This is a genomic window from Arenibaculum pallidiluteum, assembly GCF_017355985.1.
GTDB lineage: Bacteria > Pseudomonadota > Alphaproteobacteria > Azospirillales > Azospirillaceae > Arenibaculum > Arenibaculum pallidiluteum.
In genome coordinates this window covers 1-26408 of sequence record NZ_JAFIQU010000024.1, presented here as the reverse complement: position 1 = coordinate 26408, position 26408 = coordinate 1, and the positions used below count along the sequence as shown (strand labels likewise).

Sequence of the window (26408 nt, the reverse complement as noted above, 5' to 3'; positions counted from 1 at the left end):
TAGTCGCAACGTCAGCAGGCCAGCTGGTGGGCGTTATTTTAGAACGTGCGGCGTACGAGAGCCGGCCTCAATACGTGCACGCCATTCACCCGGAGAGATGCCGGACCAGTCCTTGAATGCTCGATAGAAGGATGTGGTGTCCTGATAGCCGAGCAGGTAAGTCACCTCGTCGATCTGGATAGCTGGATCGGCGAGCAATTGCTGACTGAGTTCGCGTCGTGCATCCGCCAGCAGAGCCCGGAAGGTCGTGGCTTCGTTAGTGATACGCCTCTGCAGTGTACGCTCGCTCATCCCCAGATCGCGCGCGACGTGAGCGACCTCCGGGCGGCCGCTGGCGAGAGAGCGCTTGAGCACCGTCTTTACGCGATCGGCGATTTCGTGGCTTTCTTGGATCTCCGCGAAAGCCGCGGCCAGGCTGGGCGTGACGAGATCGAGAAACTCGGGGCTGTGGCCTGGGAAGGGAGCCGCGAGATCGTCGAGATGGAAGGTCATGGCGTTGCGTGACGATCCATATTGGATCGACGCACCGAAGTATTGTTCGATCACCGGGCTCCGAGGAGCTAATCGGCAGTATTCAATTCGTGCGGGAGTGATGTGCCTGCCGGTCCCGCGACGTCCGAGCTCCAGTAGAAACACAAAGCTGAGATCAACCGAAACCGCGGGCTCGGCCTCCGTCGCGAATGGCCATTCCTTGATGATGGACCAAAGTCCCGCCGTTTCCTCAGTCCTGAAGACTTCGCAGGCGCCCATTCGTTTGTAGCGCTCGATCCGCCGTACGGCGTCCCGAAAGTCGGATGCATAGAGCGCCGCAATGAATGCGGGCTGATGGCCAGAGCGATTGGCCCCCTGAAGTAACCGCAGCGCCAGCCCTTCATCGCCCGCCATCGTCTCGGCGGCCTTCCATATCGCGAACAGCTGCGCGGTGGACAGCATCGCCGCCGTGTCGAGATGCAAGCTCGACGGCAGGCCAGCCATCCGCAGCACCTTGGACGGCTCCAGGCTGGCGCTTCGCATGGCGCGCCAAAGCGTCGCCGGAAACCGCCCTCTGTCGATCACTGGCGACGTCATGTGCGGTCCTCCCTCTTCTTGGGCCCCTGATCCATTCGTTTGGAATGGCCAGGGCTCTGGGTTCGCTAGCGCAGGTCCACGCGCGCCTGGGCCGCAGCGTGAGTCTGCAGGGCCTCGCGGGCGGCCGTCCAGGCACGGCTGTCTCCATCCAACGCGGAGCGAAGATAGGCCCACGTCATGCGCAGCACGATCTCCAGGCGGTCGGGGTCCTCGTCGTCGGTCTCCTTGGCGTCGTAGCCGGAAACGCCGCCGAGACCATGCTTGGCGCCCAGGACCGTCATCAGCGCGTCGGCCCCGGGGCTGTCGTGGAAGGCGTCGGCGTGCCATGCCGGACCTCGCACAGTCAGGTGGGGCGAGGCGTCCTCGCTGCCGACGACCACCAAATTCTTCGTCGTCATGTGGGAAAAGTCGGGATTGAAGAAGCTGTAGTTCCGGGCGGCCATCTCACTCAGACTGTCACCCCCGTTGCCGGGTGCGGCGAGAAGCACGCCGGCCTTGATGCGGCGTTCGAGCAGGTCGACGTTCTTCGCCGCTTCGTCCTTGGGATCGGTGAGCCGCGCTCCCAGCAGCATGCCGGCTGTGTGCCCGCCCATCGAGTGGCCCACAACCGCAACCTTGCCGTGGTCAAGGCGACCCTTGAAGGCGGGCGCCGCAGCCTCGATCTCGTCGAGGCGATCCAGGATCAGGCTCATGTCCCTCACGCGAGAGCGCCAGAATAGGGGCCCCCCCTCGGCGTCAGCCGGGAGCCCCGCGACCTTGGAATTCAGATGGGTGGGCTGGATCACGACGAAGCCGTGCTCAGCGTAGAAGTTGACCAGCGGCCCGTAGCCGTCCTTGGAAGGTATATACAGCGAGGGCCCATGACCGTGCGACAGCAGCACAATCGGGAGCCCCGCGCCCGAGATCGGCCCAGTAACGCGCAGCTCGAGCGGCAGCGCCCGTTCGGGCGCGGCCAGTGTGATCGGACTGATCGAAATCGTCGTGCGCGCCTCGTCGACCGGGATATGACGAGCATCTTTGATGAGGTTGTTCACAGCCGCCTTCTTTCTCATGGGCGCCACCGGACGCCGGCTTCGATGGTCCTAAAGGTAGCTTGGCGGCGAACTTTTACAGTGACAGAGCGCGCCATTTGATTGGCAGATGGCGCCAAACCGGGTCTACCTCCTCCGCGACCCTCATCGGGTCGGTACCTTAAAGGGGCGCCGATTCACGGTAGCGCAAAGCGGGCCGCTTGGCTGCAGGCCGCAGGGTTAAGCAGGGGCGCGACCATGGGCCAGGCGGGATGGGGCATACGCCGCTTCGAGAGATAGCTAGATGTAGCGCCCCGAGATCATCTGGCACCCGACCAGATCTCATCGCGATTTCCAACCCGACTGCATGATCCCTGGAATAGGGGCCGGCATTTTCTCCTCTAGAGGACGCATCAAAATGGACGCGTCGGCAGATTAGGCCGATACTGGCCGGTGCACAGCACCCGTGTTATTGGCGGATCTCGCGATCCCGTGGACAGAATGACGATTGACGAAACACTGGCCCTGCGGGCCACGCGGACCGCTGCGCGGGTGAGCAGTGTGCGGCGGGACATCCCGGACATCATGGTGCGTCTCGCTCGAGATGAAACGGAGATACCCGCGATCACACCCCGCGGCGTTCGGCCGTGGGCGTGCCGACCTGCACCTCGGCCCAGTGCAGGCCCTGGTCGGCGATCTCCTCCCAGCCAGGGGTGGCGATGAGGAAATGGCTGCGCCTGGGAAAGCTCTTGAGCGCGGTCACGACCGTCGACTTGGCGTACTCCCCTATGTTCAGCCGCATCATTCCAGGCGTTGGATAGGTGCTAATCCTAGCAGTGCCCCCTGCTTGACTGTCGCGGCCGGTGCGTTTGTCGGCTCCTAATGCCGCAACCGGAGCAGGGCAGGGACGCACATGCTGGGCGACCGCGATATCTATCTCCGCCGAGCTCGTAATGCGGCTGTACGGGACGCGGCGGAGCGGCGTGCCGAGGAACGGGTCGACGCACTCGGTCAGCACGGCGACCGCGGCGGCTACGATGTCTGGCGCCGCATCCGGGCGGCGATCGGGGAACTCCGGTCGGTGCAGCCAGGGGCCGGAACGACGCTGCACTAGGCCCTGTTAGCGCTTGCCGTCCTCCCAGCCTTCAACATGGCGCATTTCACCCCAAGTGCGGTGAACGAATGGCGAGACAGTTGCCTCCACTGGGCCCATTTCGTTGTTTGTCGTGATAGAATGGCGTCGTGTAACGCGGCCGAAACCATTCACGGCTCTGCTTCGTACCCTTACGCTTGAAGTGTCGAGGGACATGGGCCGGCCGAGGTGCAGTGGCCGGTGGCAGGTCAGCATCGGGAAAGAAGCTGCCTACAATCCAGCACGTCGTGGTCCGTAGGGCAGTGGGATGCTCAAGGGAGGAGACGATGGCTGCAAGCAGTCGCAATCAATCAAAGAGCGGGATGCTTGTCTTCGATGAAGAGGCCGGTCGCAAGCTGGAGGCCCTCTATTTGACCGACGAAGCCGTCGCGCGGCGTCAGGCGCTGCGGCAGGGTTTGCAACTCAGTCCCGGGGAGTGCGGGCTGTACATCGGCTCCGGGCCTGGTTTGGCGCCCTGCGATATCGCCCGGGAACTCGGGCCGACCGGACGCTTGGCCGTCGTCGAAAAGAACGCGACCATGCTTACCTTGACCGAGCGGCGCGCCGCACGCGACGGCCTGCTCGACCGGCTTGATCTACGGGAGGGCGATGCGGAGGCGCTCCCGTTTCCGGACGGCGTATTCGATTTCGTCGGTTCTGCGCAGGTCTTCGAGTACGTGCCAGACGTGGCGCGGGCCGTGGCGGAGGCCTTTCGCGTGCTGCGGCCCGGCGCCCGAGCTGCGCTCCTCGACACGGATTGGCAGACGCTGATCTGGCACGCCGAGGATGCGGACCTCGGCGCGCGCGTGGCGGCGGCCTGGGACGGCCATCTCGCCCACAACCACCTGCCACGGCACCTGAAGCTACTGCTCAGCCGGACAGGATTCCGGGTCGAGCGGGTCGAGCCATTCGTCATCTTGAACACCGATGAGGGCCCGAACGCCTTCAGCACCATGCTGCTGCACATCGTGGCCGACTACGTCCGCGGCACGGGCCAGCTCTCGCCGGTCGAGGTGGACACCTGGGTGGCCGATATCCGGCATCAGATCGGCCGGGGCAGCTACTTCTTCAGCCTGAACTATTACCTGTTCGTGGCTCACAAGCCGGACTGAGGTCGTCGGCCGGACCAACGCCGCACCAAGCCTTGAACCAGTCGAGAGCGGCCCATTCGCGACGACCAATGTGAAGCCATCGGCTTCACCTCCGTTCCACCGCATCGTCGACCACAGCGATGGCCTCGATCTCGATCAGGGCGTCCTTCGAGTAGAGCGAACGCACCTCGACGATCGTGTCCGCCGGATAAGGCGGGGAGAAGTATCTGCCGCGCAGCTCGACGATCCTGTCGAAGTTGGACATGTCAGTCAGGAAGATCGTGACCTTCACGACGTTGCGCAGGCTCGATCCGCCCCCATTGAGGGCGCGTTCGAGATTGGCGAAGGCCCGCTTCGCCTGCGCGTCGAAGTCGCCCAGCGCGACGATCCGGCCTTCATCGTCGATGGCGGCCTGGCCGGATATGAACAGGAGATCGCCGACCCGGTAGCCCTGTGACAGGCGGAAGGGCTTGTACGGATCCGGCTCGGTGGTGACATGCTGAACAAGCATGCTGAGTTCTCCTCATCTGTTGGTCAGCGCGCTACCGGCCACGCCGATGCGCTCACCCGCGCATTAGATTGCAGGCAGCCATCGACGACAAAAGCAATGTTCTCATGCTATAGATGAGTCATGCTCAGCCATAATGCACGTCGCAAGCTGCCGCCACTTCATGCCTTGAGGGCCTTCGAAGCGGCCGCCCGTCGCCTCAGCTTCAAAGAGGCTGCGGCGGAGCTGGCGGTGACGCCGACCGCGATCAGCCACCATGTGAGGCTGCTGGAGGAGATGCTCGGCGTGGCCCTTTTCGACAGGCGCACGCGAGCGGTTTCCCTCACGTCGGCGGGCCATGACCTCTACCCGGTGCTGCGGGAGAGCTTCGACGCGATCGCCGATGCGGTCACTCGCCTGCACGCGTCGCGGGTGCGCGCAGTCGTTACGCTGTCCGCCACGGTCGCCTTCACCGCGCGCTGGCTCGTACCGCGGGTTTCAGCGTTCCACCGTGCCAACCCAGACATGGATCTGCGGCTGCATGCCTCCGACGAGCCCGCGGACCTCCACGCGGGCATGGCCGATGCCGCCATTCGCTACGGCGACGGCGGCTATCCGGGGCTGGAGGCGGAGCCTCTCCTGCAGGACGTCTTTGCACCCATCTGCAGCCCGGCGCTCGCGCTCGCCCAGCCGGAGGAATTGACGGCGCAGACCTTGATCCATTTCGAATGGCACCAGGCGCGGCGCAGCAACCCGACGTGGCCGAGATGGCTGGAGGTGGCAGGCCTGGGCACCATTCGCCCGAAGGCGAACCTTGTCTTCACGGACGAGAGCCACGCCATTCAGGCGGCGGTCGCGGGAAAGGGGGTGGCGCTTGCTAGCCTGCTGCTGGTTTCCGACGAAATCGAGCGCGGAACCCTCGTGAAGCCTTTCCAGCTGACCATGGACGGCCATCAGCACTGGCTGGTCTATCGCGCCGAAGCCCATGACACGGGACCGATCCGCGCGCTTCGTCATTGGATACGAACCGAACTACGATTAGACGGCTGAACGCGGAACGGATTTCGCTCCACCGGCATGCCGACGGCCATGCTCCGGCCATTCAATCCAAGGGTGTGTGGTCGCAGCGGCCGTCACGGCGCGGCGAATGGTTCGGCCTGGTAGGCCCGGTGAAGCAATTGCAAGAAGGACGGCGCTTCCGGCAAGGCGACAGACCCGATCCGCTGTACCGCGACGCCCGGGGTCCATGAGTTCATGACGGCAGCCCCGGCCAACGTCGGTAGCTCCGAAAACGTAATCGCTTGGACGCGCTGGGGAACACCGAGGAGATCCAGCTGCCGCCTGACAATGCCCATCGTAACTCCTCTGAGCATCTCGGCAGCTCCCTGGAGCTGACGTTCGATATCACGGACCAGATACGGGATTTTGTTGCCGATGACGTCGATGTCGCGATCCGGTTTGGTACAGGGAGGTATGAGCGCGCGCGGTCGGACCGGCTGTTCGACACGGTAGTCGTCCTGATCTGCAGCCCGAGACTGCTCAAGTCCGGTGCCCGGCTGGAGAAGCCTGGGGATCTTCTCCAGCACACGCTCTGCTACATGGCTTGGAAGACCGCTAGCATAGTTTGGCCAGACTGGCGCACGCCCCCTGTCACGATACGAGCGCGAGCTTCTTTACTTCGGCCGGTTGGCCAGGCTTGGTCAGCGTGCACCCCGATACGCCGCTGAACCGCTTGCTGTCCCTGGCGTGCGCGGCCTTGACGACCTCTCTCAGGCCGTCCTCCGTCCGACATGCCATCATGCCGTCGGTCACATAGACGGCAGCCTCGCGGGAAGGATCCGAGTTCCCGGCATCCCCCAGGCCAGCGCGTTCTCCGCGGTGAGGCCGTATACGCCGGCCGCTGCGCCAGCCAGGCCGCCGCCCAGCCAATGAAGCCATCTCAGCTGCGGGATCGCGAGGCGGTCGAGCCCGCCGACGATGTTGGTCGGGGTCGGCGCCTCCGCGTAGTCGCGCAGCCAGGCGAGGCGTGACCTCCAGCCGATCGCGCCCAACGAGAGCGAGCGCAACGACCAGGGAGTCCCGAAAAGTGGCGGCCCAGATTGGATTGGGCGGACCGGTCCGCAGGCTCGCCAGCGCGCCAGCTCAGGCGTAAGGTGCCGGGGACGACCAGTGGAGGGCGCGATATGGCCAAAGGATCCGAACTGCTCGTCGCGGCCCTCGAGAATGAAGGGGTCGAGCGGATCTTCGGCATTCCCGGCGAGGAGAACCTCGACGTGGTCGAGGCGCTTCGATCGTCGCGCATCGAGCTGGTGCTGACCCGACACGAGCAGGCCGCGGCGTTCATGGCGGCGACCTATGGACGGCTCACCGGCCGGCCGGGCGTCTGCATCTCGACACTCGGCCCCGGCGCGCTGAACCTTGCCACCGGTGCCGCCTACGCGCATCTCGGCGCCATGCCCATGGTCATGATCACCGGGCAGAAGCCAATCAGGACTGCGCGCCAAGCCCGGTTCCAGATCGTCGACGTGGTCGCTTCGATGCGGCCCCTGACCAAGGCGTCGCGCCAGATCGTCAGCGCCGCCTCCGTCCCGGCGATCGTGCGCGACGCCTTCAGGGTTGCCGTAGAGGAGCGGCCCGGACCGGTCCACCTGGAGTTGCCGGAAGATGTGGCCGCCGAGGAGGCCGAGGGCGCTCCGGTGCCGGTGCACCCGATCGAGCGGCCGGTCGCGCACCCAGCCGCCCTCGACCGCGCGGCCGCACTGATCCTCGCCGCCAAGCGTCCGCTCGTGATGATCGGCGCCGCCGGGAACCGCCCGCGCCTGGTCGAGCCCCTGTCGGACTTCGTGCGCCGGACTCAGCTGCCCTTCTTCAACACGCAGATGGGCAAGGGGGCGGTCACCGGCGGCTCGAACCTCTACATGGGAACGGCGGCGCTGTCTGAGCGCGACCACGTGCACCGGGCGATCGACCAAGCCGACCTGATCATTGCGATCGGCCACGACACAGTCGAGAAGCCGCCCTTCCTGATGGGCCAGGGCGGGCCGACCGTGATCCATGTCGGCTTCACCTCGGCGCATGTCGAGCAGGTATTCTTCCCCCACGCCGAGGTGATCGGCGATCTCGGCTGCACCCTGGCGCTGCTCGCCGACAGGCTTGAGGGACGGCCGGACGACGGCTCTCTGCTGGTCCTGAGACCGGGGATCCTGGCGCGCATCAACGAGCGCGCTGACGAGGATCGTTTCCCGATGACGCCCCAGCGTCTCGTCCATGACGTGCGTGCGGCGATGCCGGAGGATGGCGTCGTGTGCCTGGACAACGGCATGTACAAGATCTGGTTCGCCCGGAACTACCGGACGCATGTGGCCAACACGCTGCTCCTCGACAACGCGCTCGCCACCATGGGCGCGGGCTTGCCTTCGGCCATAACGGCGAAGCTGGTCCATCCTGGACGGCGCGTCCTGGCCGTATGTGGCGATGGCGGGTTCATGATGAACTCGCAGGAGCTCGAGACGGCGGTCCGGCTTGGCCTCGATCTCGTGGTCCTGGTGCTCGACGACGGCGCCTACGGGATGATCCGCTGGAAGCAGGCGGTCGACGGCTTTGTAGATTTCGGCATGACGTTCGGCAATCCCGACTTCGCGTCCTATGCCCGGGCCTACGGGGCCCATGGCCATCGGGTCGGGCGGGCTGTGGACTTCCTCCCGACATTGGAGGCTGCGTTCCGGGCCGGCGGCGTCCATGTCGTGGCCGTGCCGGTCGACTACTCCGAGAACACCCGCGTCCTCGTCGAGGAACTGCGCGGCCGAGTCTCCGATCCGCCGCCGTGACGCGGCGGCCGTTTCAGCGTCCGACGCTGGTCGTCTCTAGGGGAGCTTAGCGTACGCCCGCGAACAAATCGCAATGCGAACCCTATGACACGCTCGACCGCCGTTCGGACCACGCCCAGGCCAGATCCAAACCCACTGCCGCCCTTTGGAATCCTACGACGGATGCCCTCGCGCAGGCAGCGCCAACTATTGTCGCGGCGCCTGGAGAGCCCGAGTTCACAGCCCCGGTTCGCGTCACCCCGACGCGCACGTGGCCGAAATGCGTGCTTCCGCCTTCATTGCAGGTCGCGCGTTCGCCGCCGCAGTCGGCCGCCGCGTCAGCTCCAGTCGCCGGACACGTCCTGGTCGAAGTCATTGCGCCTCGGCCGCCGACCGCGCTCTGTGCGCGCCTGCAGCGCGCCCTGTGGATGGGCAGCCACGGCAGCCCAGTGATCGCGGGCTACCACGTAGGCGGGGCTGGCAGTGGCGGGGGCCGCCTCGAGCGCTCCGTAGCGCCAGAGACGTTGGTCGGGGAGGTGGACCAGGAGCGGGTTCGGCGCGACGTGGCCCTCGATGTCGCGGCCGAGCAGCTCGGCAACGGCTTCGCTCTCGCGCTCGGGCCCGAGCTCGTCGGCGATGATGCCCAGGGCGATGGCCGCGGACCGGCTGCGGCCCATCTCGCAGTGGATCGCGATCCGTGCGTCGGGCAGGCGCGTCCCGAGGCTCCGCGCGAAGTCCAGAACGGCCAGGGCGTGCTCGTCCGCGGGACCTGTCTGCCGGCCGAAGGCGGGCAACCCGATGTCGCCGAAGCGCAGCACCAGCATGGCGTCGACCTCGCCGAGCACGGCCTCGGCGATCGCGGCGTCGAGTTCCCGGGTGGGAGACCTGCTCGACGTGCCGCGGACCGAGATCACGGCATCGAAGCCCGCCGCGGTGCCGGCCACGATCTCCTCGCGCGCGAAGATCCTGACATGCAGTGCCATTCTGTGGTGGTGTGTCCGGCAGCGGGATCAGTGAATTGGAGCATGCCGGTGCTGCCGGTGCCAGCCCCGGGCGCCATGGCCGCTGGATGCGACGGCTCCAGGCCTGTGCGGGTGCCGGAGCAGGATAGGGGATGGCTGCGGTGAGCGGGGATTTCTAGGCGGCCGCGGCGCTGCTGGCCGCCAGCGGCCGCTACGTCGTCCTGCGCCGGTTCGAGCCGCAGCGGCGCTATCACGAGCACGATGGCTGCACGACCCGCACCGGGCTGATCATCGACACCGAGACGACCGGGCTGGAGGCGGAGGATCCCATCATCCAGCTCGCGCTCATGGAGTTCCGCTACGGCGTCGAGTGCGGCCGCATCTTCGAGGTGCTCGGAAGCTGGTCCTGGTACGAGGATCCCGGCCGGCCGATTCCGCCCGAGGTGACGAAGCTGACGGGGATCACGGATGAGATGGTCCGCGGCCAGCGCATCGACGACGCGGCGGCCGAGGCGATCCTGGCGCGGGCTTCTCTGGTGGTCGCTCACAATACCGGCTTCGACCGGCCTCGGTTGGAGGAGCGGCTCCCGGCCTTCGAAGGCAAGCCCTGGGCCTGCTCGCATGCGGAGATCGCCTGGTCCGAGGAGGGGGTGGGCTCGACCAAGCTGGACTACCTGGCTTACCGGCTCGGCTTCTTCTATGCCGCGCACCGGGCGGAGGACGACTGCCATGCGCTGCTGCATGTGCTGGCGCAGCCGCTGCCGGCGAGCGGGCGCCTAGCGCTCACGGCGCTGCTGGACCAGGCGCGGCGGCGGACGGTGCGGGTCTGGGCTTTGGGCAGCGCCTACGAGCACCGGACGATGCTGAAGGCCCGGGGCTATCGCTGGTGCGACGGCCAGCGAGGCCGTGTGAAGAGCTGGTACCGGGACGTTTCGGAGGAGGAGGCCGAGGCGGAGCTGGACTGGCCGGCCACCGAGGCGCATTGCGACACCGCGCGCACTGTCAGCATGTCGGCGCTGACGCGGCACAGCGAGCGGGCGTTCCTGCTGTAGGACAGGGCGTCGGAAGGCGTTGCCGTGGCGTGCTGGTAGATGGGGAAAATGGGGCAGGGGCCCGGGACTGCGTGTCCCCGCTGAGAGGTTCCTGCAGTTCTACAACCCGGACCTCAACCGGATCGAGATGGTCTTTGCTAAGCTCAAGGCCTTGCTCCGGCACGAGCCCGAGCGAACACGTGAAGGCCTCTGGCGCCGGGTCGCCCATGTCAACCAGTTTCAGCCAGCCAAATGCAGCAACTGGTTCGCAGCCGCAGGCTATGCACACTCAATCTGAAGGTGCTCTAGAAATTGGCGTCTAACCCGGAAGGTCGGGGTGGTGACGTCCCCAGCGGCCCGGCTCAAACGTAAAGGAGAACTCCGCGCCGGAAGGGAGGTTCCGGGCTTCGAGCCGGCCCTGCAGCTGCTGGGTGAGCCGCGTGACGATGAGCATGCCGAGACCGTGGCCGCCGCTGGGATCGAAGCCTTCGGGAAGGCCGACGCCGTTGTCGCGGATGTTCAGCTTCAGCGCGCCGGCATCCAGGCGGCACACGACGTCGACCCGTCCGGGGAGGCCGTGCGGCTGGGCATGCTTGAAGGCGTTACCCACGAGTTCGGATACGATCATGGCGATGGGCAGAGCCTGATCGATCGACAGTTCCAGGTCGACATCGATCTGGCTGACGACCTGCTGGCCTCCCTCGACCGCCATCACCATGCCTTCCAGATCGACGCAGAGATCGGTGATGAACGGGCCCAGGGCGACACGGTTCATCTGGCTGCCACGATGCAGGCGGTCGTGGACCTGGGCGATGGCGGCCACACGCCGGTGGGCGGCCGCGATGTGGGCCCGCGCCCGCGGGTCCTCGATCTGGCGGTTCTGCATCGAGAGGAGGCTCGCCACCAGCGCAAGGCTGTTTTTGACGCGGTGATGCACCTCGCGCACCAGCAGGTCCTTCTGCTCGAGGAGCAGCTGGCGCTCCGCCTCCAGCGCCTTGCGTTCGGAGATGTCCTCGATGACGGCGACCGCGGTCTCCGTGCCGGGCATGGCGGCCTTGGTCTTCGAGCCGGTCACGCAGGCCCAAATCACGCTGCCGTCCTTCCGGACGTAGCGCTTCTCGACCCTGAAGTTTGGGGTCTCGTTGGAAAACAGGCCGCGAACCAGTTCCAGGCTGACCTTTACATCGTCGGGATGGGTAAATTCCTGGAACCTTCGGCCGAGAAGCTCGGTCGCGTTATAGCCCAGCATTGCGCAGAAATGCTCGTTCGCTCGGATGTACTCCCCGTCACGCGTCAACTCGCAGATGCCGACGGCGGCTCCCTCGAACACGGAGCGGTACTGCAAGCGGCTGTGGTCTAGCGCCATCTGCAGGTGACGCCGCTCGGTCGCGTCCTTGATCTGCACGAAGCACAGAGGCTCCGGATGGCCATGGAAGCGGCGCGTGATGACGTCGTGGAGCAGCGGCCTGCCATCCCGGTGGCGCAGCGGGAACAGCGCGGGGTGCAGGGCGTGGGACAGGAGGCTTGGCACGCCCGAGGAAAGCGCCTCGTCGACCGCGCGCCGAAATTGGGAGCCGGCCATTTCGGGGAACAGGTCCCACAGGCGCACGCCCACGACTTCCCGCGACGAAATGCCGGAAAGGCGCTCTAGGCACGAATTCCAGTGAACGACCTCGTATGCGGTGTCGAGGACCAGGATGCCGGCTTCGACCTCGTCCAGCCCGGCGAGGCTCAGTTGGAGGTCTTCAAGGCTGGTCATGGGGATAGCCGTCCGGGGATTCCGATGTTCGCGATGAACGCCTGGATCAGTGCTTTTAGGCCCTCGAGCGAAGGAAGGTCCATGAGAAGGGCAATGTAGCCGTGGAGGTTGCGCGACCTTACGACGAAATCGATGTATAGAAACAGCACGAGCTCGTCGGGTTTCGGCTCCCGCTCGGACAGCAGGATGGCCCGGCCGTCCCCCCGCAGCAGCGTGGGCAGCGAGATGCGTAGGCCACCCCCGAGCGTGTTGGCGATGATCGCAAGGCACCCGTTCAGGATGACGTTGCCGATCTCGGTCAGCGCCTCCTGCTCGAGGTCGCCGATCTCGTCCACCGGCGGCGCCGGGCCGATGATGGCGCGGACGAGCTCCAGGCTCTTGCGCTCGGGGAAGATCAGCAGCGCACTGCCCGAGAAGGCTCCGGAAAACACCTGCTCGACCGCGACGAGCCCCTTCTGCTCGCGCGCCCACAGGGCGTCCGCGGCCGCGGTCAGCGGCTGGATCTCGGCCTTGGGCACCGAGAGGACGACATGCTCGTCGAGCATGCGGCTCAAATTCGTCGCGGCCCTGCCAACCCCGAGGTTGATCAGCTCCAGCAACGCATCCTGCTCGAGCCCCGAGAGTCCCAGCAGGGAGAATGAGCTGCTTGGAAATGCGGTCATTCGGCAAACCGGAGAGGGAGGGCCGCACCCGCCAGGAAGGCGGAGAGCGCCTGCTCCTTGACGGGCTTCTCCAGAAAGGCCGCGTCCAGGGCTCGTGTGCGCTGGATGATCTCGTCCTGGGCATTGGCAGACAGGATCGCCAGGGGGATGTCCCGGCGGTGCGAGCGGATGCTGGCCGCCAGATCGAGGCCGTTCATGCCCGGCATGTTGAAGTCGATCAATGCGATCTGGATGCTATGCTCGTCCATGGCGTCGAGAGCCTGCTCAGCATTTACGGCCTCGACCATCCGCCAGCCGGGGCGTACCCGGGACAGTATGCCATGCACCAGCATCCGGGCGAGCTTGCTGTCGTCGACGACCAGAAGGGTGGGTTCGCTCACATCATGTCTCTCGCCACGGGGGCCCAGGCTGACATCCGCCCATTAAGACGGAGTTAACATTTGTTAAAATTCTGACGCGCTGCCAAAGTCCACTGGTCGGCGAGCCTTCAGGCCTATCGATCGGCGGCGGGAGGCGGGCGGCAGCTCCCCGGGCGGGATCGCGGGCCGTCCGTCCGGGTCGCCGGGCATCTCAGCCCTGCGCGGCATCACGGGGAGGCGACATAGAACGGGCAGAACACGCTGAGCGGGCCTTGTAGGCTGCCTGCGGCACGCTGAGCCCCAGACCAGCCTGTTCGGCGACGGCGACATCGCGCGCGGTCAGCATGTCGGCGCTGATGCGGCACAGCGAGCGAATGTTGCTGCTGTACACAGGCACGCGGTCGGAAAGCGTCGCCCTAGTGTGCTGGTGAATGATAGAAAAGGGCAGGGGGGCGAGGATGGAATGTCCCCGGAAGTGAGGATCATCGAGGACATTCTGCTTCGCTTTGCCTACACAGACCCTCCGCCGTGCGGCTCCGCCAACTCTACGTTTCGTCGTGGCTGCGCGGTGAACTAAAGATCATGGCAGCTCGAGCACGCAAGTGTGCACCCAGCCGCTAGAGCAACTTTAGATTGAGTGTGCATAGCCTGCCGCTGCGAAGTAGTCGCTGCATTCGGCTGGCTGGAACTTGTTGAGATCGATCCCGACAAAAGGCAGACCTCGACAACTGCGGCTCGCGTCCCACATCGCTCAGAACCGGATCCGCATGCCAGCTGCAATGGAGTGCCCGATGTCGCGCTGGCGGAGCTCGCCCGTATAGGACGCCTGGACCGAAATGGTGTCGTCGAGCGCAGCAGCAATCCCCGCACCCAGTATCAGAGCATCACGTCCCGGCTTGGCCGAGTCGATCGTGAAGGCGCTGCCCGCGAGCGAATTCCGGCTGGAAGCGCCGCTGTCGAGGAGATCATGCTCCCAGGCGATCAGCGCCGTCGGCTCCGCGATTGTATCGCCCAGCCGGACCGTCGTTCCTAGCCGGATCCCTGCCGAGCTGCGCAGCCCCGTCAGGGAAGCGTCTTCGACGTCCAGGCTCAGGGCTCCCGCGCCAGTCTCCGCGAAACCCATGCGATACAGGCGGTCCCAGCGCAGGCCGGAGCGCGGTTCGATCCAGGCACCAGGATTGCCGAAGCGGTATCCCGCCGCGATCTCTGCCGAGAAGCCGTGTCCGTCTGCCTCGCTCGAGGCCCGCTGCGAGAATCCGCCGAACGCGACCTCGCGCCGTGTCTCGGTTTGGGTGAAGCCGTAGCTCACGGCCCCTTCCACGAAGGCTCTGCCGGAACTCCAGCCCGCGTAGGCCGTGGTCTGGTACGTGTCGAGATCACCCTTTCCGACACCACCTTCGGTCCGGGTCGTGCCGCGGACATAGCCGGCGGCCACACCCGCCGTCAGCCCCTCGTCGGTGCTCACGTCAGCGCCTGCGACGAAGCCGCCGGCATGCCGCGTCGCCTCGCCGGTGCCTTCACCCTGGGTCGTGCCACGGGAAAGCAACGGCCGCACCCAGGCGGTGATACCCGGCCGCGCGGGCGCTTCCCCGCCAGGGGACGCGGCCACTCTGGTCTCGGCTCCGGTCTCGCTTGAGAATGCCGCGGTACCGTTCTGCGCGAGGCCGCCCGCTCCGCGCGTGAATGCCTGGCGCTCCTCAATGGCGCGCCCGAACAGGCGTCGGGCCGAAAGATCGGCTGCCAGCGTGTCGGCATGGACCTGGCCTGAGAGCTGGTCGAGAGCACTGGCAATACCATTGGCCGAGAGGCGATAGAGCCCGTCGAAGAGCGGCTTGACCTCATCCTGCGGGCGGCCGCCAGGGGCCGGGCGGATCGTCTCGAGACCGGTACCGACGGCCCTACGGTTGGCGGTCTCCGCAACACCGGCGCCCGCGAGGTTAGCATAGCTGACGGGTGTGACCGCCAGGTCCACCGTGGTGACACTGTAGATCGCGTCAAGACGGGCACCGGGGGGAAGCCCTGCGGCCGGCTGGTCCAGTCCGTCGAACTGGCCGGCGATACCGCCGCTAGCCGAGACGATCGTGAAAGTCTCGCCGAGCGACGGCATATACGTGTTGGTAGCGCTGCCACTCAGGCCACGTAGCAGCGGCCGCAGCGTACCAGCTGCCGTGATGCCGCCGCCATTCACAACCACTTGGTCGTAATGGCCGGCGCCATTGCCGGCCGAGGGCCCGTCGATCTCGGCGAGCAGGAGATTGCTTCCGGTCAGGGTGACGGCCGAACGGAAGGTCAGGACGCCCGGCGAGTTGCCAGGAGACAGCACGCCCGACAGAGTGGCCGGTCCAATAATCGTGCCATTGCCGCCCAGGATTGCGCCGGACCCGATTTCGACGCTGCTGAGCGCCGTGCCGTTGATGGTCGCGGTTCCGCCCGCATCCACGGTAACTGCGCCAGCGCTACCGGATCCGTCCACCTGCAGTGTTCCGTCCCGCACCGCGACCGGAGCCATCACGGCCCCCTGAACGGTCGCACTGCCGCCGGACTGGATGGTAACCGCACCGTTGACGATGCCGTCCCCGAGAACGGTGACTTTTCCACCCTGGACGCTTACGGTTCCGCCGATTCCACCGCCGGCAGCCACTGTCAGTGCGCCGCCTTCGGCCACGGTGACCGGTGCACCGACGATGCCGCCGACAGTAGCTGACCCGCCATCCGACAGGGTCAGCGGAGCAGTGGCCTGCCCGCCGCTGGTCACGGTTAGCGTGCTTCCGTCCCGCACGCTAACACCACCGCCGTTGGCGAGGCTGCCGCTCACCACTAGATTTCCGACTCCCGCCACGGTCAGCGCGCCGCTGCCACTGACGGCACCCGACAGGGTCACGGTGGTGCCGTTAGGCGTGATGGTGCCATTAGCGTCCGTGACGACAACAGATTGCGGCAGCGTCAGCAATGTCGTCGGGCGCAGTGTGCCGCCGTCAAAAGTGACGGTATTGGCCTGAACCGCACCGTCGGCATTGGAGAAGTTCGGCTGGCTGGTGTCGATGACGCCCGCGGTCGCCGGAGGAGTGGGTGAGACAGGGGACGAAGGTGGGGTTATCGGCGGCGAAACCGGTGGCAAGACAGGTTGCGAGGGGGAGGAAGGTGCCGCGGTCAGCGTCAGCACCACCTGCTTGTTGGCAATATCAATGTTAGCAGTGGGCGTTAGGGTGCCGTCGGTGCTGATGATGGAGCTGAAGCCGCCGCCGAGCGTGCCAGTGGCGGTCAGGATCGTGTAGCTGGAGGTGGCGCCGTACCCGGTACCGGTCGCCACGACCGACAGATCTCCCGCCAGGCTGGCGTTGCCGGCGACCTTCAGCTTGCTCGCGGTCGTGGGGGTCGTAAGGATCAGCAGGCTGCTGCCGCCGTCTTGCGTAAAGTCGCCTGTCACAGTCAACTCGCCTGGTGTGTTTGCGCCACCTGGCCGCACCTTGCTACCGCTCTGCGCGCTGACATTGCCGGTAATTGCGCCGCTGCCGGCAAGGGTTCCCCCGCTGCCGATTCCGACGGTGCTGGTTAGACTGCCGTCAATGCGGAGGATTCCGCTCTGGATGGTCGTGCTGGTGATCGTCGATTCGGTGCCGCCCAGCGTCCAGTCTGTCCCATCGAGAGTAAGGGTCGAGAAATCCGTGATCGCATCAGAAAGCACGCCGCCGCCTTCCAGGCGCAACGACGAATTCAGCGGTATGAAAGACGACATCCTGCCGATCAGCAGACTTCCGTCCTTCAGCGTCACCGAACTGTTCATGCCGCTCGTTAGTTTGATAGCGTCGTAGTTAGAGCCGGCAGCAATCTTGCCATAATTGGTGATGTTCACAGTTCCTGTTGAACTGATCGCATCTCTGGGCCCCTCGATCGTTCCGTAGTTGGTGATCGTACTGAGATGAAAGGGAACGTCGAGGCGAACTGCAGCGAGGCTCTGGGGATAACTCTGGCCTACAGTGTTTTTGATCAACGCATTCGAGTCAGCAGCCGAGCCGTTAACGATATCAATCGGAGCCCTGGAGCGTATTGCGTTGAGATTGCCAATAATGGTTCCACTATTTGCAATTGTGGATTTGTTGGAGCCGCCGTTCGTAAAATAAACGCCGACATAAGCATTTGGGGCGCTGATAAGCCCATTGTTCGTGATGGTGCCACTGCTCGATGCATAGACGGCATCGGCTTGGGTGAACTGACCCTTCCCCGTAATGTAGATCGTACCGTCGTTTGTGAACGTCCAGCCAGGACTGGATTGAATCCCAAGACCGGTCAGCAAGTCCTCGACGTCGGTGCCAGTTCCACTGTCAGTAATGCTGCCGGTGTTGGTGATGCGAATATTGCTCTGACCGGTGTACAGGCTGGTGTTTCGATTGGTCGATAGCACCTCATCCGCCTGTGTCGCGGTACCGGCCAGGGAGACGCCAAGCGCAAGCGGCGCCGCGGCCGCAACCGGGAGGCGAGCTGTTGATAGAAATCGGCTGCGGATACGGTCGTTTGTGAGCGCGCGCGTTGCCATTCGAGAACCACCCAAAGAAAAATGTGTCTTGCTAGCTCGAACCTATGAATGGCATGGAGAAGATAAATCCAGCCGGTTCTCGCGTTAGATTTTTTTATGAGCTACCGCAGAGATCCTTAGCATAATGTTAATACGCGAGGCTCTTCTGGCGCCAATGCCAAAAGTTAATATTTTGTTTCCAGTCGATTGTTATCGTAGCTATTCAGAGATGCGCAGACACGACGAAATACCACATAGTTTGATATTCACATATATTATTGAGACGTTGGTCAGATTGATGGTGCTGGGCTGCCGCCGGGCACCCTCGCGGGTTATTGCGACCCAGCTGCCTCCGCCAGCCACGCGGCTGGCCTTCTCGTATCAGGATAGGCCGCCGTGGCGTGATGGCACCTTGGGTCAGGACGTGCAGGTCAGTAGCGCGATCGAGACATCCCAGTTGAATGTTCAGCGCCCTCTGGCAGCATTGCCCGGTCGGCGGGTTCGAGTCGGGAATTGGCGGTGCGCGCGCCCCCGCCTCATCGTGCCTAGATGGCGGTCAGCGAGGGCCGCCAGCCGTAGTATGTCGGGAGCCCCTGCCCGCACCGTTTCAGATCGAGTAACCCAGGCTATGCATGGCCGGCTCGAGAATCGGGATGACGGGTTCCAAATGGCGCAGGTAACGGCGGTAGCGATAGACCGACCGGCTGTAGAGCTTTTCCGTGACCTGGGCGTAACTGGCTGTGCGGGCGTAGCGGCGGTTCTCGTCAAAGCGCAGACAACGCCGATCGAACCCCAGTCCAACGAAGCCTAGCAAGCGCCGGACATTCGGCTCCAAATCCCCCACCAAATCCTCGTAACGTATTGGCAGATAGCGCAGCGGCATCTCACGCCGGTAATGCGACACCAGGTCCAGCACGCGGGCGCAGTGGAGCGCCGCCGTCTCAAGCTCACTGGCACAATTGAAGCCGTGGGTCATGTTGTGGGACAGCATGGAAATGACAATATCCAGAGGATGGCGCAGCACATGCACAACCGAAGCGCTGGGAAATAGCAGCGCAATCAAGCCCAGATGCATTTCATTGAATGGCATCTTGTCGGTGAAAAGCCTGCTTCCAGGAGCCAGAGGAACCAACTTGAGGGCGCGGCGTAGATACTCGTCGCGCATTCTCTCCAGCCCATCGCGCTGGTCGCCCATCCACAGCTCGGACAGCGCCTCGGGGTACGCCAGCGGACTGCCCAGCATCCGGGTCACTCCGGCCGCAACGGCGGCGAGAGCGGGCAACTCGTCGCCGGCTGCCACGGCCGGATGGGCCGACAGGACCTGTTCCACAAGCGTGGTGCCCGAACGAGGGGCACCAGTGATGAAGACCGGCTGAGGCCCCTCCGCCATCACCGGCGGCGTTGGAAACAGTTTCAGGCGCTCGGCAATGAAGAAGCCGGTGAGGCGTGCGAACAGCTCTGCCACTTCTTCGTCGGCGTAGCGCTGGCCGGCCTGCCGCAGCATCGTCTTGCCGGTGGTGAAGGCAGCGAACGCGTCGTCGAAGCGACCCACACGGTCGAGGATGCGGCCCCGCTCCAGCCAGTCATTGCCGGTGGCATCGGGGCGGCCGGTAACCTCATTCATCACCGTGAGCGCCGCGTGCAGCTCTCCCTGGCGCGCCAGCAGAGTTGCCTGGAATGTGTATGTGTCTCGCCCGGGGTCGAGGCGCCTCGCCCGGTCCAGAAAGTGCGCGGCGCGGACTAGATTCCCCCCGGCCTCCTCTGTCTGCGCCCAGCCCAGCCAAGTCAGCGGGATCGCCGGATCGAGCGCCGTTGCGTGTTCGTACAGTTGCCGTGCTTCTGCCAGCCGGCCCTGAAGCTTAAGGTTCCAGGCGAGATTTGCGACGGTGATCGCGTCGGGCGGCGCCAGTTCCAGTACCCGCCGGTAATGGAACTCGCCGGCCTGGGGCTGATGGTTATCGGTCAGCGCCATTGCCAGCAGCGTATGCGGCATTGGGCTGTTGGGCGACAAGCGGACGGCATTGCGGGCCTGGATCTCCGCCTCCCTCAGCCGCCCCTCACGCAGAAGCAGACCAGCCAGCTCCTGCGTCACAGCGAGATCGTTAGGCATCAGCCTCTGAATCCGTTGCAACAGCGCGATTACCGCTGTTACCGGGCCGGTGGTTTGCAGCACGCTTGCCAGCAAGCTCAGCGCGTCGACGTGATTTGGGACATTGTCGAGAACATCCAGGCACAAGCGCCTTGCGCTATCGTCGTCTCCCCGGTCGAAGGCGTCCATCGCCTGTTCGATCAAGGCTGCAAGCTCCGCCGGCTCTGCCGACGCGTGTGGTAGCACTGGCCGGCAGCAGCGCGCCGCACGCAGTCCGCTGCCACATTCACAGGCGTCATCGGGATGGGGGGGCATGATAGAGGACTCCGGCGCTACGACGGCGGAACCGCCTAAACCTTCAATTCTCAAATCGACGGCGTCGTCACCGGCGCATGCCGTGTGGCCAGCGCCGCCAATGCGGCCATCCTTATCAGGCAGCTTCTGCCGACCTTAACAGGGGCGGCTTCTATCTGATAAAGCCGACGGAGCTTGTGCGCGGTTTCGCCGAGACGTTTCAGGAGTTGCCGTGAACAGCGCGTGACACTTTGATGGGGCTGTTCGGCACGCCCATGATCGAAGGATCGACGACATCCAGAATCTCTCACAGCGGGCCATTCTCGGCGAGCAGGTGAACGGCCTCGTCTTTAAGATGGTCATAGATTCCCGTGGCATTTACGCAGCAGATGACGTCTAGAGCGCGGCCACGTTCGTCAAGGCTCTCCAGGCTACGGTTAAGCTTTTCGAGCAGCGCCTGAACGAGCGGGACATGCTCCTCCCGTCCGATCCCTCCAGGAACTCCGTGCAAGCGCGAAACCCTTCATCGACAGCCGTACAGAAATTGCGCGGCTCGCTACCGAAGGCAATCTCACGCAGGCGACCGAACTCGGAAACAACGAGGCGATCCGCCGGGCACATCCTGGTCGAAGTTATTGCGCTTCGGCCGCCGGCGGCGTTCGGTGCGGGCCTTCATGACACCCTGGGGATCGGTAGCTACGGCAGCCCAGTGATCGCTGGCTGCCAGGTAGGCGGGGCTGGCTGCGGCGAGGGCTGCCTCAAGCGCGCCGTAGCGCCAGAGGCGTTGGTCGAGGAGGTGGAGCAGGAGCGGGATTGGCGCGGCGCGGCCCTCGATGTCGCGGCCGAGCAGCTCGGCGACGACTTCGCTCTCGCGCGCATGGTGCCAGCGGCCTTCAAGTGTTCGCTCGGGCTGGTGCCGAAGCAAGGCCTTGAGCTTGGCGAAAACCATCTCGATCGGGTTGAGGTCGGGGCTGTAGGGCAGCAGGAAGAAGAGCTGGGCGCCGGTCGCCTTGATGGCGGCTCGGGTCTCCTGGACCTTTGTGGGCCGGCAGGTTGTCCATGACAAGAAGGTCGCCGGGCGCGAGCTCGGAGGCGAGCACCTGGCGGACATAGGCCAGGAAGGCGCAGGCGTTCATAGGGCCGTCCAACACCATGGGCGCACACAGACCCGACTGGCGCAGCCCGGCCACGAAGGTTGCGGTCTTCCAATGGCCGAACGGCGCCGTGGCATTCAGCCGTTGGCCGCGCGGGGTCCGGCCGTCGACCCGGACCATCTTGGTGCTCAGCCCGGTCTCGTCGAGAAGGACCAGGCGCTCAGGATCGATGAAAGGCTGGGCTGCCTGCCAGATCCGGCGCCGGGCGCGACCCCGGGGCGCTGCTGCTCGGCAGCGCGCAGGGTTTTTTTATGACAGGCCGAGCCGGTTCACGGCGTCCCTAATCGCCCCGTTGCTCCGGCGCACCCCATGCTCGGCGGCTAGCCAGGTCTGCAGCTGGGCCAGAGTGATTTCCGAACAGGCCCAAGGGGCACGGCTTCGCGCCCACGCGGGTCACGACCGACAGGCTGCCGTCCTACGGGGCGGCGTTCGCGGAGATCGGGCTGAGGGCCGACCCCGAGCGGGGTTGGCGCAAGAACAACCGGGCCGAGGTCTCGCACCAGCCGGTGCGAAGACGGGAGCGCAAGATGCAGCGGTTCAAGTCGGCGGGATCGGCCCAGCGCTTCCTCGCGGTCCACGGAGCCGTCTACAACACGTTCAACCTGCAGAGTTACCTGGTCTCCCGCCGGACCCTCCGCACCTTCCGGGCCGAGGCCATGGCCCAGTGGCAGATGGCAACCTCGGCGGCATGAGGTTCGCCTGGGGTTCTGGGCATTATACGTGCTGGCCCGGTTCCCGTGACAATGCCGCCGAGCCTGGGCGACGAGGTCGCCGTCGCCTGGGACGGCGGCTCCGCCGCGGCACGCGCCGTTGCGGCGGCGCTGCCCTTCCTGCACCGTGCCGACCGGATCCGCGTCCTGGCCGCCGAGGTCCAGAACCCAAGCCGATCCGCCGATCCGCACCACCTGGCGGAGTATCTAGGTCTGCACGGCGTCGCCGCGTCGGTTCACCCGGTGGCCGCAGCCGACCGGGCCGTGAGCCGGGCGCTGGTCGAAACGGCGGCATCGCTCGGCTGCGACCTGCTGGTGATGGGCGCTTACGGCCACAGCCGGTTGCGCGAGATGATGCGGGGAGGCGTCACCCAGGACATCCTGCGTGCGCCCCAAGCGCTTCCGATTCTGATGGCCCACTGAATGCGAAGACCGGAGGCGGGGAAAGCGACGATCTGGAACGAGGCGGTCCGCGACGCAGCCAAGGCATGAGGGCAGCAGACCTTTTCGTCCGCTGCCTTTGACGACAAAGCCCAACTCACTTCCGTTGAGATCGTGGACACCGTTGGGCTCGCATTGAGTGAGACTGGGCTCTCGATCTTTGACACCAGCCTGCAATCATTGCCGAGGGCTCATAATCCGTGAGACGCCCAACACCGACGCTGAATGACGCTCGTCCGGTGTCAGAAAACTTGGCGGACACGGAAGAATCTCTGCGCGCGTAGCGCGGCTTGGGTCCGGTTCTTGGCGCCGAGCTTGCGGCAGATGCCGCGGATGTGGAGCTTGATCGTGACCTCCTGGAGGTCCAGCGCCCGGGCGATCTCCTTGTTGGACCAGCCCTTCTCGAGATAACCCAGCACCTCGCACTCGCGCTGGGTCAGAGGGGTCATGCCCTCGGGGCCGGGGCCGTCCGGCTCCTCGACCTGCGCCTCGAAGGCCTCGAAGGGGACGAAGCGCTCGCCGGCCAGGATCAGCTTGATGGCGGAGACCAGGGCCGGCCCCGTCAGCGTCTTCGGCAGAAAGCCCTTGGCCCCGATGTCGAGCGCCCCGCGGACCTCCTCCTGGGTGGCGCCGCCGGACATCAGGACGACCGGGACCTGCCCTACCTTCTCCCGCATGCGGGCGAGGCCCTGCAGCCCGTTCATGCCTGGCATCGTCAGGTCGAGGATAACGAGGTCGAGGGCCGTGCCTGTGTCGGCGATCTCCATCGCGGCGCCGAGGGAATCAGCGGTCAGCACCTCGGCGCTGGGCTCCAGGCGCTCGATGTAGCTCTTCAGCGCGTCACAGACCAGGTTGTGGTCGTCGGCAAGCAGCACGCGCATCGCACATCCGTGACGTCGTTTGGACCGGCAGCTTACTTCACCTATTATGGGGTCAATACATTAAAGGGGCACCAATTCACGGCGGCGCAAAGCGGGCCGCGTTGATCCGGCACCGTTCCGCTCTGCGTCCCCCCTCGATCAAATGCTGCCGGAAGAACGCGAGAAGATACTTATGGTGTTCGTTGTCGGTGTCGCTGCCTGGGAGATGATGCTACCCTTCATAGAAATGCAACTCAAGCACGCGGCCGCTCGCCCGCAGGCGGGCTGCCAGCCGCTGGGTCATGTCAGCAGGTCCGGTCCGCCGTGCCGTGGCCAAGGAAGAGCTTTGCTGCATAGCAGTAGCGGCTCGTACTCCTCGACGGCCCGGCTCGACTTGATCGCCGATTTTCGGCTCAAGATCGTTGAGATTGAACCACCATATGGGCTCATATTATGTGCCCCCAGGCTCACAATGGATGAGACAGGCTCGCAAACATCGTTGCTGGCTCACATTGCCTGCGACGACTGGAAGGCATTCCCAGAGCTGCGGCGAACCGACGAGCGCGACCGCGCTTCCATGTCGGCTTCACTCGTCTCCGATCAAGGGCGTCGCGCCGGGATTGGCGATGGCTGTGACCTGTCGCCGGCAGTATCTTGAAGAGCATTCAGATGATTCTCGACGGCCGTAGTTTGCGGAGGTGCTGACGCAGACAACCCTGGCTTCCTTATACCGTACCTTGGTCGCCGTCGTCGGAGAGGGTCGAGGCTGCACCTTTCTGCCCGCCTGAAGCTGTCCAAAGCCCTTCCCAGCCAGAGACGGCATCATTGACAGGACCAAACATTTCATCGGCCCAAATGGTTGGCGCAAGGTAAACGTCCGTGTTTCTTGCGGTCGGAACAGCCCGTCCGAGAGGATCCAAAATCCCGTTGCGGAAATTATCGTCCGGCTTCACCCTGGCTGCTGAGTTTCATTCGTTTGCGGGAAGGCCGTGAGGCAGGTTATGATGCCGTCATCTAAATATCTGCCACTCGCCTCGCCATTCATAGAGCGCCGCCGTTTTGGCATACTCACGGAGATACGAGAGGCTGCCGTCGCATTATCCTGCCAATACGTAATGAGGGCCGTGGCGCCTTCGAAAGCCGCGGGCGTAAGCAGCTGCGGGTGCGGCGCGGCTCAACCCAGAAAAAGCCAGGTGGCCAGTGCCAGGACCATGCCGCCGATAATCTGAAGGAGCCCGCCGGCCATGTACAATCCGGCGATTTGAGAGGGTTTCGTCCGATCCCATGCCCTGAACCAGGTCACGTATCCGTATCCGAAGACGGCCGCAGACAAAATGCTCAGCATGATCGGCAGCAGGATCTCTGCTTTGCAGCTCGGCGTCATGCACAGGTTCTCGACCGCAAGGGGGAAGCCTCTGCTGGTCAGGTCGTAGAGCAAGAATGGCTTCCTCCTGGAGCGCCGGGATGGGCGGCGCACGCGCTCCGTCACACATCCCGATCGAAAGTCGCGGGCGCGAGCTTCATGTTGGAGGAAGTGGACAAAATAATGGTTAGTGAGCGGCCCATTGCGGCTCGGCGGAGGAACTGCCCTCGTTCACCACGTCCGGCTTTTCGCGACGCCCCGGCCTTGGTGGGGTCGCCACACGATTTGTTCGCAGCCGTGAACTAACGCCGTCTGGCTTGGAACGGACAGGAATGGTCTAGCGGCGCCAGAAACGTCGTCGGGAGGGTCATCGAGAAGTTGCTCCGTTGTAGGCGCCTCAATCGGCAATAGGACCGCTCGTTGCCCATCATCCGCTCGCTCTTGGTGGCGGCTTGCATCTTCATCCTCACCGAAGAGATCAGCGATTTCTGACCGTTCGACCCTAGGCACCTGGGGCTCGAACGGGACCTTGCCCACCTCCTCGGCCTGGGTTACCTCCGCCTCGATGCTCTCCCTACGCTCTTGAGCCTCAGGATCAGGCCATTGACCTGAAGCTGGCTGCTGCTGACCAGAATCGGTTGGAGGTCCTCATCCACAGCGGCAACTCGCCGCAGAAGCTGGTGCCGCGCGCCCGGATCGCTCTGCTGAGCGACGGCACGCGTCTGAACGGCGAGATTGTCCAAGAGGTCGGCGTCGCCCTGCCGACCGTGCACCGCTGGCAGCGCCGGGTCCAGGAGCAGGGCGTGGAAGGGCTGCTGAGCGACAAGACGCGCTCGTCGCGCATCCCAGCCTTGGTGCCGGAGGTGGTCGAGCGCGTGGTGGAGATGACGCTCCAGGAGCCGCCCGGCGAAGCCACGTACTGGAGCAGCCGCACGATGGCGGTAGCAATTGGGGTGGGCACCACCAGCGTATGCCGGATCTGGCGCGCACACGGCCTCAAGCCACATCGGGTGCGTGCTTTCAGGCTCCCCCGCGATCCACGATTCACTGAACGGGTCCAGGACGTGGCCGGGCTGTAACCAGCATCAACAAGGTTAAACGAGCGTCACGCGCGGGCCATTAGCCGCGTCAGCAGTCCGCTTTCCTCTGGCTGGCTGCCAATGTATGGGCGACCAAAGCGTTAGCGTGACCATGGCCCATTCCATGATCTTCCTTCAGCATGGCAACCAATTCCATATGCTTTGCCGGTAGATGGCGGCGAATCATTTCTTGCCACTCACTTATTGGGCGGCCATATTTCTTTTCAATCGATGGAAAATAAGAAGCGGGACCCTTGATTATATTGTCAGCCATTCTTGGAATGCCCCCTCGATGTCTTCGTTATAGTCATTGTCGCTTCAGCTATAGGAGTTTGCAAGCCCCTGGAGGAATGGGTCAGACAAATCGTTTCGTTTGTAGCTTGGCAATTTGGCCGTTTGCAGCTGCCGTCGCTGAGGAACAAACCTAACGATCCTTCCGGCGCACTCCACTAGCTCTACTTTGGCAGTTCTACTCGCACCTGTGCTGGACAAGCCAGCACCGACAGTGCGGGCATCGGATGGGCGCCGTCTCGAGGAT

Annotated in this window: 22 protein-coding genes and 2 pseudogenes; 9 read left to right on the top strand and 15 right to left on the bottom strand. The window is 64.7% G+C overall.

What is annotated here, in order from left to right; all coding sequences use genetic code 11:
- Positions 1 to 33: 33 nt before the first annotated feature.
- The 3 genes from JUB13_RS28620 to JUB13_RS28610 form a co-directional block, all read right to left on the bottom strand.
- Positions 34 to 1068 carry an AraC family transcriptional regulator gene (locus tag JUB13_RS28620; protein ID WP_207485488.1) on the bottom strand — a complete coding sequence of 345 codons (1035 nt, stop codon included), beginning with the start codon at positions 1066 to 1068 and terminating at the stop codon, positions 34 to 36.
- Between the two features lie 65 nt (positions 1069 to 1133).
- Entirely contained in the window at positions 1134 to 2102 is a 969-nt protein-coding gene (locus JUB13_RS28615; RefSeq protein ID WP_207485486.1) for an alpha/beta hydrolase family protein, read from the bottom strand.
- Between the two features lie 601 nt (positions 2103 to 2703).
- Entirely contained in the window at positions 2704 to 2883 is a 180-nt protein-coding gene (locus JUB13_RS28610) for a hypothetical protein (RefSeq protein WP_207485484.1), read from the bottom strand.
- 108 nt (positions 2884 to 2991) lie between these two features.
- On the opposite strand from JUB13_RS28610, the gene JUB13_RS28605 reads away from it, so the two are divergent.
- Positions 2992 to 3192, top strand: coding sequence for a hypothetical protein (locus tag JUB13_RS28605; RefSeq protein WP_207485482.1), 201 nt, complete (start codon positions 2992 to 2994; stop codon positions 3190 to 3192).
- 305 nt (positions 3193 to 3497) lie between these two features.
- Positions 3498 to 4322, top strand: a complete 825-nt coding sequence (locus JUB13_RS28600; RefSeq protein ID WP_207485480.1) for a methyltransferase domain-containing protein — start codon at positions 3498 to 3500, stop codon at positions 4320 to 4322.
- An 85-nt stretch (positions 4323 to 4407) separates the two neighbouring features.
- On the opposite strand, the gene JUB13_RS28595 is transcribed toward JUB13_RS28600, so the two are convergent.
- The gene (locus JUB13_RS28595; protein ID WP_207485478.1) at positions 4408 to 4812 is read right to left on the bottom strand and encodes a RidA family protein; all 405 of its coding nucleotides are present in this window, start codon (positions 4810 to 4812) and stop codon (positions 4408 to 4410) included.
- Between the two features lie 120 nt (positions 4813 to 4932).
- Between JUB13_RS28595 and gcvA the strand changes: the two genes are divergently transcribed.
- Both gcvA and JUB13_RS32305 read left to right on the top strand, forming a co-directional pair.
- The gene (gene gcvA, locus JUB13_RS28590; RefSeq protein ID WP_207485476.1) at positions 4933 to 5838 is read left to right on the top strand and encodes a transcriptional regulator GcvA; all 906 of its coding nucleotides are present in this window, start codon (positions 4933 to 4935) and stop codon (positions 5836 to 5838) included.
- Between the two features lie 251 nt (positions 5839 to 6089).
- On the top strand, positions 6090 to 6515 hold the full coding sequence (locus JUB13_RS32305; protein ID WP_207485474.1) for a LysR substrate-binding domain-containing protein: 426 nt from the start codon (positions 6090 to 6092) through the stop codon (positions 6513 to 6515).
- Positions 6516 to 6596: 81 nt separating this feature from the next.
- Here the strand turns inward: JUB13_RS32305 and JUB13_RS28580 are convergent, their stop codons facing one another.
- Positions 6597 to 6854 carry a hypothetical protein gene (locus tag JUB13_RS28580; RefSeq protein WP_207485472.1) on the bottom strand — a complete coding sequence of 86 codons (258 nt, stop codon included), beginning with the start codon at positions 6852 to 6854 and terminating at the stop codon, positions 6597 to 6599.
- A 117-nt stretch (positions 6855 to 6971) separates the two neighbouring features.
- On the opposite strand from JUB13_RS28580, the gene JUB13_RS28575 reads away from it, so the two are divergent.
- A complete protein-coding gene (locus tag JUB13_RS28575; RefSeq protein WP_207485470.1) occupies positions 6972 to 8615 on the top strand; it encodes an acetolactate synthase large subunit in 1644 nt (547 codons plus the stop codon).
- A gap of 317 nt (positions 8616 to 8932) precedes the next feature.
- Here the strand turns inward: JUB13_RS28575 and JUB13_RS28570 are convergent, their stop codons facing one another.
- Positions 8933 to 9577: a hypothetical protein gene (locus JUB13_RS28570; RefSeq protein WP_207485468.1), complete on the bottom strand. Its 645-nt coding sequence runs from the start codon at positions 9575 to 9577 to the stop codon at positions 8933 to 8935.
- 170 nt (positions 9578 to 9747) lie between these two features.
- Here JUB13_RS28570 and JUB13_RS28565 point away from each other — a divergent pair, with 170 nt between their 5' ends.
- The gene (locus tag JUB13_RS28565) at positions 9748 to 10608 is read left to right on the top strand and encodes a 3'-5' exonuclease (RefSeq protein ID WP_207485629.1); all 861 of its coding nucleotides are present in this window, start codon (positions 9748 to 9750) and stop codon (positions 10606 to 10608) included.
- Between the two features lie 298 nt (positions 10609 to 10906).
- On the opposite strand, the gene JUB13_RS28560 is transcribed toward JUB13_RS28565, so the two are convergent.
- The 6 genes and pseudogenes from JUB13_RS28560 to JUB13_RS32300 form a co-directional block, all read right to left on the bottom strand.
- Complete coding sequence (locus tag JUB13_RS28560; protein WP_207485466.1) at positions 10907 to 12346, bottom strand: sensor histidine kinase; 1440 nt, start codon at positions 12344 to 12346, stop codon at positions 10907 to 10909.
- Positions 12343 to 13008 (bottom strand): chemotaxis protein CheX, encoded by a 666-nt coding sequence (locus JUB13_RS28555; RefSeq protein WP_236025294.1) that lies wholly within the window; start codon positions 13006 to 13008, stop codon positions 12343 to 12345. Before JUB13_RS28555 ends, JUB13_RS28560 begins: the two co-directional genes overlap by 4 nt.
- Positions 13005 to 13388: a response regulator gene (locus JUB13_RS28550; RefSeq protein ID WP_328703043.1), complete on the bottom strand. Its 384-nt coding sequence runs from the start codon at positions 13386 to 13388 to the stop codon at positions 13005 to 13007. The genes JUB13_RS28555 and JUB13_RS28550 overlap by 4 nt, the downstream gene beginning before the upstream one ends.
- Before the next feature lie 730 nt (positions 13389 to 14118).
- Positions 14119 to 17901, bottom strand: a complete 3783-nt coding sequence (locus JUB13_RS28545) for an autotransporter outer membrane beta-barrel domain-containing protein (protein ID WP_207485465.1) — start codon at positions 17899 to 17901, stop codon at positions 14119 to 14121.
- A 586-nt stretch (positions 17902 to 18487) separates the two neighbouring features.
- Entirely contained in the window at positions 18488 to 20173 is a 1686-nt protein-coding gene (locus JUB13_RS28540; protein ID WP_207485463.1) for a tetratricopeptide repeat-containing sulfotransferase family protein, read from the bottom strand.
- A 973-nt stretch (positions 20174 to 21146) separates the two neighbouring features.
- A pseudogene (locus JUB13_RS32300) lies at positions 21147 to 21668 on the bottom strand (IS630 family transposase); the annotation flags it as partial.
- 123 nt (positions 21669 to 21791) lie between these two features.
- Between JUB13_RS32300 and JUB13_RS28530 the strand changes: the two are divergent.
- Together JUB13_RS28530 and JUB13_RS28525 are read left to right on the top strand one after the other, a co-directional pair.
- A pseudogene (locus JUB13_RS28530) lies at positions 21792 to 22109 on the top strand (DDE-type integrase/transposase/recombinase); the annotation flags it as partial.
- Positions 22110 to 22160: 51 nt separating this feature from the next.
- Positions 22161 to 22550 carry a universal stress protein gene (locus tag JUB13_RS28525; protein WP_207485459.1) on the top strand — a complete coding sequence of 130 codons (390 nt, stop codon included), beginning with the start codon at positions 22161 to 22163 and terminating at the stop codon, positions 22548 to 22550.
- Between the two features lie 260 nt (positions 22551 to 22810).
- Here the strand turns inward: JUB13_RS28525 and JUB13_RS28520 are convergent, their stop codons facing one another.
- Both JUB13_RS28520 and JUB13_RS28515 read right to left on the bottom strand, forming a co-directional pair.
- Positions 22811 to 23449 (bottom strand): response regulator, encoded by a 639-nt coding sequence (locus JUB13_RS28520; protein WP_207485457.1) that lies wholly within the window; start codon positions 23447 to 23449, stop codon positions 22811 to 22813.
- A gap of 1153 nt (positions 23450 to 24602) precedes the next feature.
- Positions 24603 to 24866 (bottom strand): hypothetical protein, encoded by a 264-nt coding sequence (locus JUB13_RS28515; protein WP_207485455.1) that lies wholly within the window; start codon positions 24864 to 24866, stop codon positions 24603 to 24605.
- A 563-nt stretch (positions 24867 to 25429) separates the two neighbouring features.
- Between JUB13_RS28515 and JUB13_RS28510 the strand changes: the two genes are divergently transcribed.
- Positions 25430 to 25870 (top strand): helix-turn-helix domain-containing protein, encoded by a 441-nt coding sequence (locus tag JUB13_RS28510; protein ID WP_207485453.1) that lies wholly within the window; start codon positions 25430 to 25432, stop codon positions 25868 to 25870.
- Positions 25871 to 25919: 49 nt separating this feature from the next.
- Here the strand turns inward: JUB13_RS28510 and JUB13_RS28505 are convergent, their stop codons facing one another.
- Positions 25920 to 26144 carry a DUF4287 domain-containing protein gene (locus JUB13_RS28505; protein ID WP_207485452.1) on the bottom strand — a complete coding sequence of 75 codons (225 nt, stop codon included), beginning with the start codon at positions 26142 to 26144 and terminating at the stop codon, positions 25920 to 25922.
- Positions 26145 to 26408 lie beyond the last annotated feature (264 nt).

Bases quoted from the DNA above. Each gene is read 5' to 3' on its own strand.
- JUB13_RS28620 (WP_207485488.1), bottom strand. From the start codon at position 1,068: ATGACGTCGCCAGTGATCGACAGAGGGCGGTTTCCGGCGACGCTTTGG.
- JUB13_RS28610 (WP_207485484.1), bottom strand. From the start codon at position 2,883: ATGATGCGGCTGAACATAGGGGAGTACGCCAAGTCGACGGTCGTGACC.
- JUB13_RS28605 (WP_207485482.1), top strand. From the start codon at position 2,992: ATGCTGGGCGACCGCGATATCTATCTCCGCCGAGCTCGTAATGCGGCT.
- JUB13_RS28600 (WP_207485480.1), top strand. From the start codon at position 3,498: ATGGCTGCAAGCAGTCGCAATCAATCAAAGAGCGGGATGCTTGTCTTC.
- JUB13_RS28595 (WP_207485478.1), bottom strand. From the start codon at position 4,812: ATGCTTGTTCAGCATGTCACCACCGAGCCGGATCCGTACAAGCCCTTC.
- gcvA (WP_207485476.1), top strand. From the start codon at position 4,933: ATGCTCAGCCATAATGCACGTCGCAAGCTGCCGCCACTTCATGCCTTG.
- JUB13_RS28575 (WP_207485470.1), top strand. From the start codon at position 6,972: ATGGCCAAAGGATCCGAACTGCTCGTCGCGGCCCTCGAGAATGAAGGG.
- JUB13_RS28570 (WP_207485468.1), bottom strand. From the start codon at position 9,577: ATGGCACTGCATGTCAGGATCTTCGCGCGCGAGGAGATCGTGGCCGGC.
- JUB13_RS28560 (WP_207485466.1), bottom strand. From the start codon at position 12,346: ATGACCAGCCTTGAAGACCTCCAACTGAGCCTCGCCGGGCTGGACGAG.
- JUB13_RS28555 (WP_236025294.1), bottom strand. From the start codon at position 13,008: ATGACCGCATTTCCAAGCAGCTCATTCTCCCTGCTGGGACTCTCGGGG.
- JUB13_RS28545 (WP_207485465.1), bottom strand. From the start codon at position 17,901: ATGGCAACGCGCGCGCTCACAAACGACCGTATCCGCAGCCGATTTCTA.
- JUB13_RS28525 (WP_207485459.1), top strand. From the start codon at position 22,161: ATGCCGCCGAGCCTGGGCGACGAGGTCGCCGTCGCCTGGGACGGCGGC.
- JUB13_RS28520 (WP_207485457.1), bottom strand. From the start codon at position 23,449: ATGCGCGTGCTGCTTGCCGACGACCACAACCTGGTCTGTGACGCGCTG.
- JUB13_RS28505 (WP_207485452.1), bottom strand. From the start codon at position 26,144: ATGGCTGACAATATAATCAAGGGTCCCGCTTCTTATTTTCCATCGATT.